This window comes from Gordonia oryzae, assembly GCF_003797185.1.
GTDB lineage: Bacteria > Actinomycetota > Actinomycetes > Mycobacteriales > Mycobacteriaceae > Gordonia > Gordonia oryzae.
The window spans coordinates 107,675-124,394 of record NZ_RKMH01000003.1; the positions used below are offsets into that span (position 1 = coordinate 107,675).

Consider the following 16,720-nt stretch of genomic DNA (forward strand, 5'->3'; position numbering starts at 1 on the left):
TCAGCTGTGCACCGCGGCCGGCGTCGCCGCCCGCTGAGACGAGCCCGACCGGCTCAGCCAGCTCATGATGCCCGCGAAGGTCGTCGTCAGCACGGTCCACAGGATCACCTGATTGGCGATCACGTACACCCGGAAATCGCCGATCACCGCGCCCGGGAATCCGGGAAAGACGATCGTGTCGCCGTTCATGACCGGCTCGGGAACCTCGTGGAATTCTGGCAGTAGCGCGATCGCGATGGTCACGACCACCAGGTAGCCGATCGCGGCTGCCAGGGTGGCCGCGAGCCCTCCCCAGCGTTGCCGCAGCCACAGCGCGAACACGACCGCCGCGATCACCGCGACCACCGAGACGACAGTCAGGGTGAGATACGACGTCGACCGGGCACCGATGGTGTCGTCGTCGCCGACGGCCGGCGGGTTGGCCGGATACGCGAAGAACGGCACCCCGAAGACTGCGACGAAGCCGAGGAGCCCGATCAGGGCCGCAGCCCATCGTGGGTCGGCTCCGGCGCGGTGATGCGCCAGGTAGGTCCACCCGATCGTGAACGCGATCGCGAAGAACGCGCCCATCGACACCGCGAACACGATGGTCCCCACACCCGCGCCGATGTTCTCCTGCACCGAGCGGGTGAACACCTCGGCGCCGTGCTCGTGGCCGCCATGCCCGTGCGCGGCCATCAGAGCCGCTTCGGCCTCGCTGCGTCCGTCCTCGTAGTCGATCGCCTTGGCCACCTGCGGCTCGATGAAGATCCGGGCGAAAACGTAGGCAACGATCCCGGCGACCAATCCCGACAGCAGACCGGCGCCGATGAATTTCTTTTCCATGTTCGGTTGTCTCCGTGCTCGTTCGATCAGTGGCAGGGGAAGCCGAGGAAGTGCCGGGAGTCGTGCACGAATTCGTGGATGTGGGTGTCGTTGCCGAACACCGACCAAGCACCTTGGTCGTATCCGATGACGTAGTAGGCCATCGCGGCGAGGATGAACGTCGCGGTCAGCCACAGGGCTGCCGACGCGACGGAGAGGTCGGGTACCGCGAGGGCCCGTGCCTTGTTCTGGTGGGTGGTTGCAACCATGGGAGGTCCTTTCGTGGGATGACGCGTCCCAGCGTTTGTCGGATCGATGCTCGGCGGAATCCTGACTCGTCGGGCGGGGTGACTCCCCCGTCCGGCTCACAGTGGCGCGACCGTCCCGGACTCACACCGGGTTTCCGTCAGCATCTGGCGAGAACTCTATACCCGGCAAACGTGACCAACGCGACCCATCGGACAACACGAGCACAACACCGCCGCGGAGTGTTGTCGGAGGCAACGTGGATGATGGGTGAATGGCTTCGCCATCGGTTCTCGATCGCTTCACCGCCCCCACGCGGCGGTGGTTCAGCGGTACCTTCGCCGAGCCGACCGCGGCGCAGACCGGGGCATGGTCCTCGATCGCCGATGGCAACCACACGCTGGTCATCGCCCCCACCGGTTCGGGCAAAACCCTCTCGGCATTCCTGTGGGCCCTCGACCGCCTCGCGGTGCGTCCGGATCGGTCACGCGGCACCCGGGTCGTCTATATCTCACCACTCAAGGCCCTTGCCGTAGACGTCGAACGCAACCTGCGTGCACCACTGACCGGCATCACCCGCGCGGCGCAGGAGCTCGGCGATCCCGAGCCGGCGATCACCGTCGGCCTGCGCTCCGGGGACACCCCCGCCGCGACCCGCCGCAGGCTGGTCCGCACACCGCCGGACATCCTCATCACCACCCCTGAGTCGCTGTACCTGATGCTGACGTCGTCCGCGCGGGAGACGCTGACCGGCGTCGAGGCCGTGATCATCGACGAAGTCCACGCGGTGGCCGGTACCAAACGCGGCACCCATCTGGCGCTGTCTCTCGAGCGTCTCGACGAGCTGTTGGAAACACCTGCACAGCGCATCGGATTGTCGGCGACAGTCCGCCCACCCGAGGTCGTCGCCGGCTTCCTGGCCGGTGCCGCGCGGTGCACGATCGTGCGTCCACCAGCGAACAAGACGTTCGACCTTCGCGTCGACGTGCCCGTGGAAGACATGGCCAACATCCCGCCGCCACCGGACGCTCCCGGTTCCGAGCATCTCGACGACGCGTTCTCCCCGACCGCGGGATCGCTGTGGCCCTACGTCGAATCGGCGATCGTCGATCTGATCGAGGCCAATCGCACGACCATCGTGTTCGCCAACTCCCGTCGCCTCGCCGAGCGGCTGACCGCACGACTCAACGAGATCGCCGAATCCCGAACCGCACCCGCCGCGGTGACCGCCGCGGTGACCGCGGCGGCGAACCCGCGGGTCGCCGGGGGTGCTCCGGCGATGGTGATGGGCAGCGGAGCGTCCTCGGCGGCCACGACCCTTCTGGCCCGGGCACACCACGGGTCGGTCAGCAAGGAGCAGCGCGCCGAGATCGAGGACGAACTCAAGACCGGCCGGTTGCGATGCGTGGTGGCCACCAGTTCCCTCGAACTCGGAATCGACATGGGCGCAGTGGATCTCGTCGTCCAGGTCGAAGCGCCGCCGTCGGTGGCCAGTGGTCTGCAACGCATCGGCCGGGCCGGGCATCAGGTCGGCGAGATCAGTCAGGGCGTACTGTTCCCCAAGCACCGCACCGACCTCATTCATTGCACCGTCGCGGTATCGCGCATGCGGGAGGGCGAGATCGAGGAGCTGCGGGTACCCACCAACCCTCTCGACGTCCTGGCCCAACAGACGATCGCCGCAGCCTCCGTCGACGAGATCCACGTCGACGAGTGGTTCGAGGTAGTGCGCCGCAGTGCGCCATATCGGGAGCTCGGCCGCGGTGTGTACGAGGCCACCCTTGACCTCATCTCCGGACGATTCCCGTCCGACGAATTCGCCGAACTGCGTCCGCGGGTCACCTGGGACCGTGATCGCAACGTGCTCATCGGGCGCCGCGGCGCCCAGCGGCTCGCCGTCACCTCCGGTGGCACCATTCCAGACCGCGGGCTGTTCGGTGTATTCATGGTCGGTGAGAAACACACGCGCGTCGGCGAACTCGATGAGGAGATGGTCTACGAATCTCGCGTCGGTGACGTCTTCGCGCTCGGCGCCACCAGCTGGCGGATCGAGGACATCACCCACGATCGAGTGCTGGTTACGCCGGCGTTCGGGCAACCGGGACGCCTGCCATTCTGGATCGGTGACGCGGTGGGCCGACCGGCCGAACTCGGGGCCGCCATCGGCCGGTTCACCGGCGAGATCGCCGACCGTACCGAACTCGATCGCCGCGCCGACGAGCTGGGGTTGACCACCTACGCCCGTGAGAACCTCGGTGCGCTCATCGCCGAACAGCGTGCCGCCACCAAGCATCTGCCCACCGACCGCACGCTCGTCGTCGAACGATTCCGCGACGAACTCGGCGACTGGCGGTTGATCCTGCACTCCCCGTACGGATTACGAGTCCATGCGCCCTGGGCGTCGGCCATCTCCGCGCGACTGAAGACCACGCTCGGCCTCGACGGTGCCGTCACCGCCTCCGACGACGGCATCATCGTGCGTCTACCCGACACCGACGACAACCCGCCTGGTGCTGCGGTGTTCACCATCGACCCCGACGACATCGAGCAACTCGTCACCGACGCGCTCGCCGAGTCGTCGATGTTCGCCTCACGGTTCCGCGAATGCGCCGCCCGAGCATTGCTGTTGCCGCGCCGCGATCCCGGTCGGCGCGCGCCTCTGTGGCAACAGCGCCAGCGCAGCGCCCAATTGTTGGCCGTGGCCTCACGATTCCCGGACTTCCCGATCGTGCTCGAAGCCGTCCGGGAGTGCCTGCAGGATATCTACGACCTGCCCGCCCTGATCGAACTGCTGCGCAGTGTGGCCAGCCGCCGGGTGCGGGTCGTCGAGACCGAGACGGAGTCACCGTCGCCGTTTGCGGCATCGTTGCTCTTCGGCTATGTCGGCGCCTTCATGTACAACGACGACGCGCCGATCGCCGAAAGGCGGGCCGCGGCACTGTCTCTCGACACCGCGCTGCTCGCCCAGCTCCTCGGCCGCGTTGATCTGCGCGAACTCCTCGACCCCGGTGTGATCATGGAGGTCACCAATCGCCTGCAACGACTCGAGCCGTCGAGGCACGCCCGCGATGCCCAGGACGTCGTCGATCTGTTGCGCTGGCTCGGGCCGCTGACCACCGCAGAGGTCGCTGCCCGCTACGGCGGCAACGACCCCGATGCGGCGTCTGCCGACGCTCAACCGGTAGACGCGGCAACGGTTCTCGCTGCTCTGCACCGCGACGGCGCCATCATCTCGGTTAGTCAACGCGGGCGTGCGCTCTGGGCCGCGATCGAGGACACCGCGCGGCTTCGCGACGCACTCGGCGTACCCGCACCGCTCGGCGTACCCACAGCGTTCCTCGAGCAAGTCGCCGACCCGGTCGGCGACCTCGTGCACCGTTACGCCCGCACACATGGCCCGTTCACCGTCGACGAGGCTGCCGACTGTCTCGGGCTCGGTGTCGCAGTCATCCGCGAGGTGCTGCTACGCATGGCCGGTGACCGCAAGGTCATCGAGGGCGACTTCCTGCCCGCGGCGACCGGTACCCAGTGGTGTCACAGCGACGTACTCGGGCAGATCCGGCGCGGGTCGCTCGCTGCGAGCCGCGCCGACATCGAGCCGGTCGACGACGCGACCTTGTCGCGCTTCCTCGCGGGGTGGCAGCACGTGACACCACGCACCGCCGACCGAAGCAACCGCGATGATCGGCTGACCGGGGTCGACGGGGTGTCGGTGGCGATCGATCAGCTTGCCGGACTTCCGCTTCCGGCGTCGGCATGGGAATCGTTGATCCTGCCGTCGCGCGTCGCCGACTACAGCCCCGTTATGCTCGATGAACTCCTCAGTTCCGGTGAGGTGGTCTGGTCGGGCGCGGGGCGGATCGGCGGCGCGGACGGTTGGATCCGGTTGTGCCCGGCCGATCTCACACAGGTGCTGCTCCCCGAGCCCGACGAGATCGACACCACCGAGGTGCATCGACGACTACTGGAGACATTCGCCGGTTCCGGCGGGTTGCGCTTCGCACAGTTCGTGGGCGACTTCGCCGGCCCCGACGCACCTGCCACCGCATCGATGACCGCGATCACCGCGGAAGTGGAATCAGGATTGTGGGACCTGGTGTGGTCGGGTCATCTGTCGAACGACTCGTTCGCGCCGGTGCGTGCGCTGCTCACGACGCGATCAACCGGCGGGACCCGCACGGCCCCGGCACACCGATCCCCTGCCCGTGCACCCCGGCTGCGCTCGTCGCGACTCACGACTCGCCATGTGATCTCGACGACGCCGGCGGTGTCGACCCCCGCCACCGTGGCGGGTCGCTGGTTCACCCTGCCCGGCCGAACCACCGATCCGACCGTGTCCACCCAGGTCCTCTGTGATCAACTGCTGACCCGGTACGGCGTGGTGACCCGCGGCTCGGTCGTCGCCGAAGGGGTCGTCGGTGGATTCGCGCGGATCTACAAGGCACTCACCATCTTCGAGGACAACGGATTCGTCCGCCGCGGCTACTACGTCGACGGACTCGGCGGTGCGCAGTTCGCCGCCCCGGCGACCGTCGACGAGTTGCGACTTCACACCCTCGACCATCAGGACACCTCGACACGCACCGCGGTCGTCCTCGCCGCCACCGATCCGGCGAATCCCTACGGTGGTGCCCTGTCGTGGCCCGAACGCCCCGAGAGCGGGCATCGACCCGGGCGCAAACCCGGCGCGCTGGTGGTACTGGTGGACGGGGTTCTCACGATCTACGTCGAACGCGGCGGTAAGACCGTTCTCACCTTCGACGACAGCGAGAGCGTATTGCGCTCGGCAGCACAGGCTTTGGCCGGAGTCGTGCACGACGGTCGGGTATCACGCCTGGCGATCGATCAGATCGACGGCGCCGAATCGTTGCGATCCGACCTCGCTCCGATCCTCGTCGACGCCGGCTTCTCGACCACACCGCGCGGTCTGCGCCTACGCTACGGACACCATGCCCGAAGGTGACACCATCTTTCGAGCTGCCACCCGTCTGCGCGGCGCTCTGGCCGGAAAGGTACTCACCCACACCGACTTCCGGGTTCCTCGGCTGGCCACCCGGGATCTGACCGGCGGGTTGGTCACCGATGTCCGCTCGCGCGGAAAGCACCTGTTGATCGACGTGTCCCGCGACGACCTCGACGTTCCCGTCAGCATCCACTCGCATCTCAAGATGGAGGGAATCTGGGATGTGCATCCGCGCGGCGCGAAATGGCGTCGGCCCGGTCACGAAGCCCGAGTCGTGCTGCGCACCGAAACCACCGAGGCCGTCGGCTTCTCGCTCGGCGTCCTCGAACTGCTCACCGCGCCGGAGTCCGACCTGGCCTACCTCGGCCCCGACCTCCTCGGCGCGCAGTGGGATGCCGCCGAAGCGGTACGCCGTATCGAAGCACGCCCCGGCACACCCATTGGCCTGGCACTGCTGGACCAACACCTGATGGCCGGCGTCGGCAACGTGTACCGGTGCGAACTATGTTTCCTCCGAGGCGTCCTCCCCGAACGACCCGTTGCCGACGTCGACGTTCCCGCGATGGTCGATCTCGCCCATCGCGTCCTCTGGGCCAACCGGACGCGCACCGCGCGTACCACCACCGGCGCCACCGATGCGCACGCCCGCGTCTATGTCTACGGCCGACGCGGTCGCCCCTGCCGCCGATGCGGGACCCTCATCCGCCGTGGCTTCCTCGGCCCTCCCGGACAGGATCGCGTCCTGTACTGGTGCCCTCACTGCCAGTCTTGACCGTCGTTCCACCGAGGACTCTCGCCAATCAATGACCAGGCTATCCCCCTGACGTCGGTGCGCCGCCCCCGACGTCGGCGCGCCCTCCCCCATGGTCGAGCAACCCGCCCCACCCGACCGTCGAGCACACTCCCCCGACGGTCGAGGTGCACGGAGCCCCAGGCCTCGGGATCCGCGGACACCCGAGCAGATCTGTGCGGCCGCGTTCGAAACGATCGTGGAGTTGGCGAAGCAAGGTTTGGCCGACACCACCTTCTCGGCCAAACCGACCAACGGCCTGTTGTGGACGTGGTCGGCGAACAACCCGGCGCTCGGCGGCGAGTTGCAGTACATGGGTGCCATCACCGAAGGCACCGCGACAATGCTGTCGTGTAACACCACCATCAACCATGCGGCTCGACGACGTAGCATCCTGACCTGCACCGCCCCACAACTTGATTCCCCGCACCCGGCCTGGCCGGGACCGCATCCGTTGTTTGAGAACTCCATAAAGAAGCCCACCCGGTGGTCGAGGAGTCGCGTCCGTGGCCCGGAAGCCTTTCGGCACAGAAGGTCTCGAGGCCCGACGACTGGGGCGCCGGGCACCTCGACCATCGGATGAGAAGGCCAGCGCGCAGGAAAGCGCCACCGGACGGGGAGGAACGAAACATCCTTCGACGGCCAAGTCGGAATTCCCCGATGGGGTGATTCCGACCGGGTAACGCTCCGGTTCGGGGCCGAATTGGAATCGGCGAGCGGAGATCTCGTCGACGGTGATTTCGACGTAGTTGCACTTGATTGTCGGAATCCACGGCTGCAGCGGCAACTCGTCGGCGGCGGCGATTTCGCCACCGCGGGACAGTATCCGTGCCGAGCCCTTGGCGACGACGCTCCATCCGGTCGCTCCGTCGCCGTAGAAATCGGACTCGAATGCCACGTGGGAATTGACCACGAGCTCCGACAGTTTGGTTCCCCACCGGTGCGGAACAGGATGCGTTTCTCGCCGGCGTAGTAGTTCACCGGGAAGATGTCGGGCTGAGCACCCACACTCACCGCAAGACGTCCGACTTCTTGGCGGCGAACAATGCCCAGGCGAAGTCGACGGGAAGCTCCTGAACCGGGTTGTCCACCATGACCTCTCCATTTCCCATAGCCCATTGTCCCTCGACCACATCACTGGTCACAGGGGCAAAGGTCCCCGGCAAAGTGGACGCACCGTCAGTTGTCGGTGACCGGCACCGGTTCGAGGATCTCTTGTCGGGACTCGGGCGCAGCAGCGCGCAACGCATCGGCCGAAGCGTCGTCGGGTTGCTGCTGCGAGGCGATTTCGGCGGCGACCCGTGCGTTGTAGGTTTCCACCTCGAAGGCAATGCGCTCGTCGTCCCATCCGAGTATCGGCGCGAGGAGTTCGGCGACCTCCTGGGCGCATCCGACACCTCGATGCGAATACTCGATCGCTATGCGCGTGCGGCGGGCCAGGACGTCCTCGAGGTGCAGCGCAGCCTCGTCGATCGCCGCGTACACGACCTCCACACGCAGATACTGCGGTGCAGCTGCCAGCGGGCGCAGTAACGAGGGATCGGTGTCGGCGTAGTACAGCACGTCGTCGATCAGCGATCCGTACCGATTCAGCAATCGTCGAACGCGGTAGGGATGCAGGCCGAAACGCTTCCCGAGATGTTCGCACTGATTGATCAGCGCAAAGTACCCGTCGGCACCGAGCAACGGGACGCGCTCGGTGATCGACGGCGCCACCCGTGTCGGGATGTAGTCGTCGCACGCGTCCACCGCATCGGCCGCCATCACCCGATAGGTCGTGTACTTGCCCCCCGCTATCGACACCAACCCGGGAGCCACCCGCGCAACCGCATGCTCCCGCGACAACGTCGACGTCGACTCGTCCTCACCGGCGAGCAGGGGCCGCAGACCCGCATAGACACCCTCAATATCGTCGTGGGTGAGCTTGGTCACCAATACCTCGTTGACCCGATCGATGATGTAGTCGATGTCGGCCCGGGTAGCGGCCGGATGCGCGAGGTCGAGATTCCAGTCGGTGTCGGTGGTCCCGATAATCCAGTGCGTCTCCCACGGAATGACGAACAGCACCGACTTCTCGGTACGCAAGATGATCGCCGTTTCACTGACGATTCGGTCGCGGGGAACGACAATGTGGACACCCTTGGACGCGCGCACCCGAAAGTGGCCGCGTTGATGGGACAGTGCCTGCACTTCATCGGTCCACACCCCGGCGGCATTGATGACGCAGTGCGCGCGCACCTTCCCGGTATCACCGGTCTCGCTGTCGCGAACACGCACTCCCATCACCCGATCGGCCTCCCGCAGGAACCCGACCACCTGCGTCGACGTGCGGATCACCGCACCGTAGTTCGCCGCGGTACGTGCCACCGTGAGACTGTGGCGGGCGTCGTCGACGACGGTGTCGTAATAACGGATGCCGCCGATCAACGAGTCGCGCTTGAGGGCCGGCGCAACACGCAGCGCACCCGATCGGGTCACATGTCGTTGTCCTGGAACGGACTTGGCACCACCCATCCGGTCATACAGAAAGATCCCGGCAGCAACATACGGTCGTTCCCACACCCGCCGCGTCAGCGGATAGAGAAACGGAAGCGGCTTCACCAGGTGCGGCGCAAGAAGACGCAACGACAATTCACGCTCGGCCAGGGCCTCACGGACGAGACCGAATTCGAGTTGTTCGAGGTAGCGCAACCCACCATGAAACATCTTCGACGACCGGCTCGATGTACCCGAGGCGATGTCGCGGGCCTCGACGAGGGCAACCCGCAGTCCTCGGGTCGCCGCATCGAGCGCAGCTCCCACCCCGACGACGCCACCGCCGATCACGACGATGTCGAATTGCTCCTCGGACAACCGCCGCCACGCCTCGGCGCGGTAGAGAGGGCCCATATCGGCAGGTCGATCGGGATTGAACTCGGAGTTCATAGTCCGTCAGCGTAATTGATCTCGACGTGGGGCACCGCGTGCGACACTGGCGACGTGGCCAGCACCCCCGGATATGTCGCATCCATCGACCAGGGCACGACCTCCACCCGCGCAATGGTCTTCGACCGTCGCGGCCGGGTCGTGTCCGTCGAGCAACTCGAACACCGCCAGATATTTCCTCGAGCCGGGTGGGTCGAGCATGACCCCGCGGAGATCTGGCGCAACACGCGACGCGTGGTGGCCGCGGCCCTGGCGTCGGCCGACCTCACTGTCGCCGACATCGTCGCCTGCGGGCTGACCAATCAGCGCGAGACCACCGTCGCCTGGGACCGTTCCACCGGCGAGCCGTTGCACAACGCCATCGTGTGGCAGGACACCCGCACCGGCGCGCTGTGTGAGGAACTCGGCGGCGACGCGGGCGCCGACCGCTACCGCACCCGCACCGGCTTACCGTTGTCGACCTACTTCGCCGGACCGAAGATGCGCTGGCTCATCGACAACGTCGACGCCGTCGCCGAACGCGCACGCAACGGCGAACTCTGCTTCGGCACAATGGATTCCTGGATCGCATGGAACATGACCGGTGGACCGACCGGTGGTCAGCACATCACCGACGTCACCAACGCCTCCCGCACCATGCTCATGGACCTCGAAACCCTGACCTGGGACGAGACCATCTGCGCGGACATGGGCATTCCCGTCGAGGCGTTGCCCGACATCCGCAGTTCCTCGGAGGTCTATGGCTCTCTACGCGGACACGGTTCGCTACCGGGGGTGCAGTTCGCGGGTATCCTCGGCGACCAGCAGGCGGCAACCTTCGGGCAGGCGTGTCTGTCGCCAGGCGAGGCGAAGAACACCTACGGCACCGGAAACTTCTTGTTGCTCAACACCGGAACCGAGGCGGTGTTCTCCGATCATGGGCTCCTGACGACGGTGTGTTACCGGATCGGCGAGGACGCACCGCGCTACGCACTCGAGGGGTCGATCGCGGTGACCGGGTCACTGGTGCAGTGGCTTCGGGACAATCTCGGGCTGTTCAGCGAAGCCGCTGACGTCGAGAAGCTCGCAGCACAGGTCGACGACAACGGTGGTGTCTACTTCGTGCCGGCATTCTCCGGTCTGTTCGCACCCCGCTGGCGGCCCGACGCTCGGGGCATCATCACCGGCCTGACCCGCTTCGCCGACAAGCGTCATATCGCGCGAGCTGCGCTGGAGGCCAGCGCTTTTCAAACACGAGAGGTCATCGAGGCGATGCAGGCCGATTCCGGGGTGCGGTTGTCGACGCTCAAGGTCGACGGCGGAATGGTGGTCAATAACCTGTTGATGCAGTTCCAGGCCGACATCCTCGACGTCCCCGTCATCCGGCCTGTGGTCAACGAGACCACCGCTCTCGGCGCGGCGTACGCGGCCGGCCTTGCCGTCGGATACTGGGACAGCGAGGACGAGATCCGGGAGAACTGGAACGAACACACGCGGTGGAATCCGGCGATGGACGCCCCGGTACGGGACCGCCTATATGGCGAATGGAATCGCGCGGTGGAACACAGCTACGGCCTGGCGTGAACGTGCCGGTCGGGGTGATCAGGCCGCGAACTCGACGAGCACGGCCACCACCCCGGCCGTCCCGCCCATCGCCGCAGCAGCCTCGTAAGCGGCTTCGCCGAGCCGTTCGGCGGGTCCGAACGCGGAGTCTATTGCGATCAAAAGACACTGCAGTGCACGCGCTTTGACGAACGATAGTCGCTGGGCCTCGATGTCGGAGGAGCGATGAGCGAAAGCCGCATCGACCTCGTGTCGCGTCATCACCGCGGCCAGCTGTGAGCGCGTCGCCGGCGAGACCCGCCCCTGCTCACGCCACTGCGTCAACACCTCATGGACCGCGGGCTCACCACCCAGGTCGACGACGTCGATGACGGTCACCGTCAGCATCCGCAGACAGTCCTCGACCTCGCCCGCTGCGACGCGACCCACGAGCTCGGCCACCGCCCCGCCACCGAGTCGATCGACACGTCTGGCCGATCCCGGAATTGCCATCGACTCAACGCTTCGAAGTTGTCGACGAATCATCCTGCGGTACGCCACAATCCGGGTCGGACAACGCCGACCCGGCGGTAATGCCGGCGGGCTGACCGGCCACCGGAGCCGCCGAGCCGCGGTCACTGATCGGTAGGGCGACCGCCCCGAATCCGGAATCGTCGATAGTCGGCGGGAGCGCATGCGGAGACCAGTCGCCGATCACCGGCGGACCGACCAGCGGCAACTCACCGACGATCTCACGCCCGTTCTCGCCGTCGCTGAGATAGTGGGCCGGTCGATGACGGGTATCGCGCGAACGGACGCCGCCGGCACCCGGCCCGGCCCCGGGGCCTGTCGTCGGCCGCATCCCGCCGCCGGGAGATCCCGGTGTTCCGGCACCGGCCGCGGGAGTACTTACCGAGGTCAATGGCGGGGCGAAAGCGGTTGGCGGAAGGGAGATCACACCTTCGGGAAGTCCGATCCCTCCCGCAGTGACACCCTCGGGACCACCAGCTCCGTTTGTAGTGCCGCGCCCCGAGACCGGTATCGCCGCTCCCGGTGTGACCGGGCTACCGAGGCCCCCGCGGGTCAACGTCGACGGATCGTTGCCGCCACCGCGGGATCCCGACGGCCCCGACCCGGCGCCGGTGGCGGTCGTCGAGGTCGGGCCGGCTGTGGGAACAGCAGTGGTCTGGGGGTCACCACCCGTCGGGCCACCAGCGCCGCCGGGTCCGCCTCCGGGGCCGGATGGTCCGGTGTCGTCGATATCGGTGAGTGATGCCGACTGCTTGGTGCCCGACGGTCCCGATCCGGATGTCGACGTGCCCTCGGCAGGGCCGGCGCCATCGCGCACCCCTGAGTACGAGTCGGTACCGATTGGGGCTGTGGGACTGGGCAACGAGGCTGCGGCACCGACAATCGGTCCGCCGTAGGTACTCCGCATGATGCCGCGCACCTGTGAACGGACCGCACCGGCATCCTCGGGATGATCATGCAACCGTATCCGGTACGCCTCGAGCAGCGGCTTCTGACCATGGGTCGCGCCGAGGATGCCCGCCGCCTCGGTCATGGCCGCCGCACTACGGCGAGCGTCGGCGACGCCGGCCGACATCTCGCCACCGAGCCGCAGAGCGGCGTCAACCGCACCCCGCGCGGCCTGCCCCATCAGCACCCCGTCGTCGGTGAAGCCGTTCAGCAGGGCGCGGGCGATCTCTTCCACCTTCTCGATGGCGACGAGTACCGCGTCGGCGTCGCCCTGAGCGGCGCCCTGCTTCATCGAAGAGATGATGGTGAGGATTTCCGTGATCGACATCGACCCCCAGTCGGTGCTGCCGCAATCCGCCGGGCGCTCACCACTGCGCCGGGCATTGCGGTCGCCGCCACCGGTCACCCCTGCTTTCCCCGCCACTGCCTCACCCGCCACTGCCTCACGCACAGTCGCCTGTGCTCACGTCCCGACCACCACGCCGACCTCGTGAGCAACCCTACCGGCCCGCGTCCGGCCGGACCGGACCAACCGGACACCTGTGGATGGATCAGAGCCGGTGGCGCACAGAGAGCGCATGCGAACAGGACGGCCGAACAGATCAGTCCAGATCGTCGTGCCGTACGAGCTGCCGGGCAGCCTCGGTCACCGATCCCGACAGCGACGGGTACACCGAGAGCGTCTGTGCCAGATCGGAAACGGTCAGCTTGTTCTGCACCGCCAGAGCGATCGGCAGGATGAGTTCCGAGGCGTTGGGGGCGACCACCACACCGCCGATCACCACACCGGTGGCGGGCCGGCAGAAGATTTTCACGAAGCCACGGCGCAGACCGCTCATCTTGGCGCGCGGGTTGGTGGCCAGCGGCAGCATCACCGTGCGTGCCGGATATTCACCGGAATCGATGGCGTTCTGCGAGACGCCGACGGTGGCGATCTCGGGCCGGGTGAAAATCGCCGAGGCGACGGTTTTGAGTTTGATCGGGCTCACACCCTCGCCGAGGGCGTGGTATATCGCGATCCGGCCCTGCATGGCCGCCACCGACGCCAGCGGGAACAGTCCGGTGCAGTCGCCGGCCGCGTAGATACCAGCCACCGACGTCCGCGAGACGCGGTCGACGGTGATGTAACCGCCGCGATGGGTCTCGACGCCAGCGCGGTCGAGACCGAGGTCGTCGGTGTTGGGAATCGATCCGACGGTCATCAGCACATGCGAACCGGTGACGCTGCGGCCGTCGGCGAGGTATGCGGTCACCGAGTCACCGGTCCGCACGACCTTGTCGGCACGAGCGTGCTTGACCAATTCGACCCCGCGCTCGGCGAGCGCTTCTTCGAGCACGAGTGCGGCGTCCTCGTCCTCGTGCGGCAACACGCGGTCGCGGCTGGAGATCAACGTGACCTTCACCCCGAGTTCGGTGTAGGCGTGCACGAACTCAGCACCCGTCACACCCGATCCGATCACGACCAGGTGTTGCGGCAGCGCCTCGAGATCGTAGAGCTGCCGCCAAGTGAGGATGCGTTCGCCGTCGGGCTGTGCGTCGGGTAGCACACGCGGCGAGGCGCCCGTCGCGATCAGGACGACGTCGCCCTCGTAGCGTTGGGTGGAGCCGTCGGCGAGGGTGGCGGTGACGGCGTGCGTGGACACCCCGACCTGCGGCCCTTCCAGGGCTGCGGTGCCGGAGACCAGAGTGACACCCTCGCTGATGAGTCGTGATCGGATGTCGGCGGACTGGGCGAATGCCAGATCGCGGACACGCTGATGAATCGACGGCAGCGTCACCAACGTGTCATCGGTGCGCACATTGATACCGAGGTCGACGGCGCGTCGGACCTCGGTGCGAATACCGGTGGACGCGATGAAGGTCTTGGAGGGCACGCAGTCCCACAGCACGCAGGCACCGCCGATGCCGTCGGAGTCGATCACGGTGGTGTCGGCGCCGTACGCGGCCGCGGCCAGAGCCGCCTCATAGCCTGCGGGGCCTCCGCCGATGATCACGATCCTGGTCACGTCCATCACTCCTGTTCGGGCCAAAAGACATTTGTCGCCTCCGCTGACCAACCTAGGCCATCGACGTTCATTCCTCGTGGCCGCCGTTGCCGATTTCCGCGTCATACCGCGGTCGACGATCACCGCGTGCATCGTGCGGCGGCGTCCGGCGTAATACGATCGTCGTGGCCGCAGGTGCACCGGTGGCGGCAAATCGATGAGGCCGGGCTCCATCCCGGCGGGAAAGTGCAGGTCAGGGGCAACTATGCCGATCTACGCAGCGTACGGTTCGAACATGGATCCCGAGCAGATGGCGCTGCGCGCCCCGCACTCGCCGATGTCGGGAACCGGATGGCTGCACGGCTGGCGACTGACCTTCGGCGGCGGCGATATCGGGTGGGAAGGATCACTGGCCACCGTCACCGAGGATCGCGACGATCCCGACGCGAAGGTCTTCGTCGTCCTCTACGACGTCCCGACCGAGGACGAGGACAATCTCGACCGGTGGGAGGGCTCGGAACTGGGCATCCACCGCAAGATCCGGGCACGCGTGCAGACCTCCGACGGCGGGGTCCTGGCGTGGATGTACGTCCTCGACGCCTACGAGGGCGGGCTGCCCTCGGCCCGCTATCTCGGTGTGATGGCCGACGCCGCCGAGGTGGCCGGCGCGCCCGCCGATTACGTGCAGGATCTCCGCCTGCGCGAAGCTCGCAACGTCGGGCCCGGTCCGGGTGCTCCCGAGGCCTGAGAGTCCCGGACCCCGAGCCGATACCTCGGTCTCAGGTCGGTCCGCCCGGCGATCCGACGAACACCACACCGGCGAGTGCGCGCACACCGACCTCGAGGGCGCGTTCGTCGATGTCGAAGGTGGGCTGGTGCAGATCAAGTTGGGGTCCGAGACCATTCCACACGCCGAGCCGACCCATCGCTCCGGGCACCTGCTCGAGGTACCACGAGAAGTCTTCGCCGCCCGGTGACTGCGGGGTGTCGGCGATAGCGTTGGGACCGAGGGTCGCCACCGATGCGGCCAACACCTGCACCGCGAGCGGGTCGTTGATCACCGGCGGCACGCCGCGAAAGTACGACAGGTCGTAGGAAACCCGTAGCGGCGCAAGGATTTCACCGATGATACTACGCACCAGAGGCTCCATGTCGGCCCAGGTGCCGTGCTCGCCGGTTCGTACGGTGCCGCGCAGCATCCCTTCTTGCGGGATCGCGTTGGGGGCGTTACCGGCATGCGCTGCGCCCCATGCCATCACGGTGCCCGATCGCGGGTCGATGCGCCGCGACAGGATGCCCGGAAGGCCGGTGATGACGGCGCCCATCGCGTAGACGAGATCACCGGTCAGATGCGGGCGTGAAGTATGCCCGCCGGGTGAGCGCAATTGGAGTTCGATGTGATCGGCGGCGGAGGTGAGCGCGCCCACGCGCAGGCCGACCGAACCGACCGGCAACCGCGGATCGCAGTGCAGCGCATAGATCCGGCTCACCCCTTCGGTGACTCCCGCGGCCACTGCGTCGAGGGCACCGCCGGGCATCACCTCTTCGGCCGGCTGGAACACCAACCGGACCCCGACGGGCAGGTCGGGCGCCGAGGCCAGGGCGGCCGCGGTCCCCAGCAGGATCGCGGTGTGTGCGTCGTGACCGCACGAATGCGATACCCCGTCGACTGTGGAGCTGAACTCCAGCCCAGTGTGCTCGGCGATCGGCAACGCGTCCATGTCGGCGCGCAGAGCTATGCGTTGACCGGTACTCGGGCCCAGATCACAGACCACGCCGGTACCCAACGGGAATCGACGCGGGGCCAGGCCGAGCGCGGTCAGTTCGGCCATCACCAGCTCGGTGGTCGCGAACTCCTGCCGGGACAATTCGGGGTGGGCGTGAATGTGTCGGCGCCAGCCGATGAGTTGATCGCGGTGGGTGGCCAGCCAGGTGTCGAGCACACCGCCGGAGGGGTCACCGATCTCGGCCTGCGTCACCACATTTCTCCTTCTATCCACTGAGACG

11 protein-coding genes, 2 pseudogenes and 1 riboswitch are annotated in these 16,720 nt (G+C 67.1%); of the genes and pseudogenes, 5 read left to right on the forward strand and 8 right to left on the reverse strand.

All coding sequences use genetic code 11. The features are described 5' to 3' along the window. Entirely contained in the window at positions 1-825 is an 825-nt protein-coding gene (locus EF294_RS04690) for a CbtA family protein (protein ID WP_123926116.1), read from the reverse strand. 26 nt (positions 826-851) lie between these two features. Then, positions 852-1,073 (reverse strand): CbtB domain-containing protein, encoded by a 222-nt coding sequence (locus EF294_RS04695; protein ID WP_123926118.1) that lies wholly within the window; start codon positions 1,071-1,073, stop codon positions 852-854. Positions 1,074-1,108: 35 nt separating this feature from the next. Further along, a riboswitch (cobalamin riboswitch) is annotated at positions 1,109-1,254 on the reverse strand. A 70-nt stretch (positions 1,255-1,324) separates the two neighbouring features. Here EF294_RS04695 and EF294_RS04700 point away from each other — a divergent pair. From EF294_RS04700 to EF294_RS21895, 3 genes and pseudogenes are all read left to right on the forward strand, one after another. Continuing rightward, the gene (locus tag EF294_RS04700) at positions 1,325-6,013 is read left to right on the forward strand and encodes an ATP-dependent helicase (protein ID WP_123926120.1); all 4,689 of its coding nucleotides are present in this window, start codon (positions 1,325-1,327) and stop codon (positions 6,011-6,013) included. Next, positions 6,000-6,785 carry a DNA-formamidopyrimidine glycosylase family protein gene (locus EF294_RS04705; RefSeq protein ID WP_123926122.1) on the forward strand — a complete coding sequence of 262 codons (786 nt, stop codon included), beginning with the start codon at positions 6,000-6,002 and terminating at the stop codon, positions 6,783-6,785. The genes EF294_RS04700 and EF294_RS04705 overlap by 14 nt, the downstream gene beginning before the upstream one ends. A gap of 169 nt (positions 6,786-6,954) precedes the next feature. Beyond that, positions 6,955-7,170 (forward strand): annotated as a pseudogene (locus EF294_RS21895) (HNH endonuclease); the annotation flags it as partial. A gap of 306 nt (positions 7,171-7,476) precedes the next feature. On the opposite strand, the pseudogene EF294_RS04715 reads toward EF294_RS21895, so the two are convergent. Both EF294_RS04715 and glpD read right to left on the reverse strand, forming a co-directional pair. Then, positions 7,477-7,897: pseudogene (locus EF294_RS04715) on the reverse strand (pyridoxamine 5'-phosphate oxidase family protein); the annotation flags it as partial. Between the two features lie 85 nt (positions 7,898-7,982). Continuing rightward, entirely contained in the window at positions 7,983-9,728 is a 1,746-nt protein-coding gene (glpD, locus tag EF294_RS04720; protein WP_123926124.1) for a glycerol-3-phosphate dehydrogenase, read from the reverse strand. Positions 9,729-9,782: 54 nt separating this feature from the next. Here glpD and glpK point away from each other — a divergent pair, with 54 nt between their 5' ends. Beyond that, the gene (gene glpK, locus EF294_RS04725) at positions 9,783-11,291 is read left to right on the forward strand and encodes a glycerol kinase GlpK (protein ID WP_123926126.1); all 1,509 of its coding nucleotides are present in this window, start codon (positions 9,783-9,785) and stop codon (positions 11,289-11,291) included. Positions 11,292-11,309: 18 nt separating this feature from the next. Here the strand turns inward: glpK and EF294_RS04730 are convergent, their stop codons facing one another. From EF294_RS04730 to EF294_RS04740, 3 genes are all read right to left on the reverse strand, one after another. Continuing rightward, on the reverse strand, positions 11,310-11,762 hold the full coding sequence (locus tag EF294_RS04730; RefSeq protein ID WP_123926128.1) for a hypothetical protein: 453 nt from the start codon (positions 11,760-11,762) through the stop codon (positions 11,310-11,312). 4 nt (positions 11,763-11,766) lie between these two features. Then, entirely contained in the window at positions 11,767-13,152 is a 1,386-nt protein-coding gene (locus EF294_RS04735) for a hypothetical protein (protein WP_246007710.1), read from the reverse strand. A 178-nt stretch (positions 13,153-13,330) separates the two neighbouring features. Next, positions 13,331-14,734 (reverse strand): NAD(P)H-quinone dehydrogenase, encoded by a 1,404-nt coding sequence (locus EF294_RS04740; protein WP_123926130.1) that lies wholly within the window; start codon positions 14,732-14,734, stop codon positions 13,331-13,333. Between the two features lie 244 nt (positions 14,735-14,978). On the opposite strand from EF294_RS04740, the gene EF294_RS04745 reads away from it, so the two are divergent. Next, on the forward strand, positions 14,979-15,461 hold the full coding sequence (locus EF294_RS04745; RefSeq protein WP_123926132.1) for a gamma-glutamylcyclotransferase family protein: 483 nt from the start codon (positions 14,979-14,981) through the stop codon (positions 15,459-15,461). A gap of 31 nt (positions 15,462-15,492) precedes the next feature. Here EF294_RS04745 and EF294_RS04750 read toward each other — a convergent pair whose 3' ends face one another. Then, positions 15,493-16,692 carry an amidohydrolase gene (locus EF294_RS04750; protein WP_123926134.1) on the reverse strand — a complete coding sequence of 400 codons (1,200 nt, stop codon included), beginning with the start codon at positions 16,690-16,692 and terminating at the stop codon, positions 15,493-15,495. Positions 16,693-16,720: the final 28 nt, after the last annotated feature.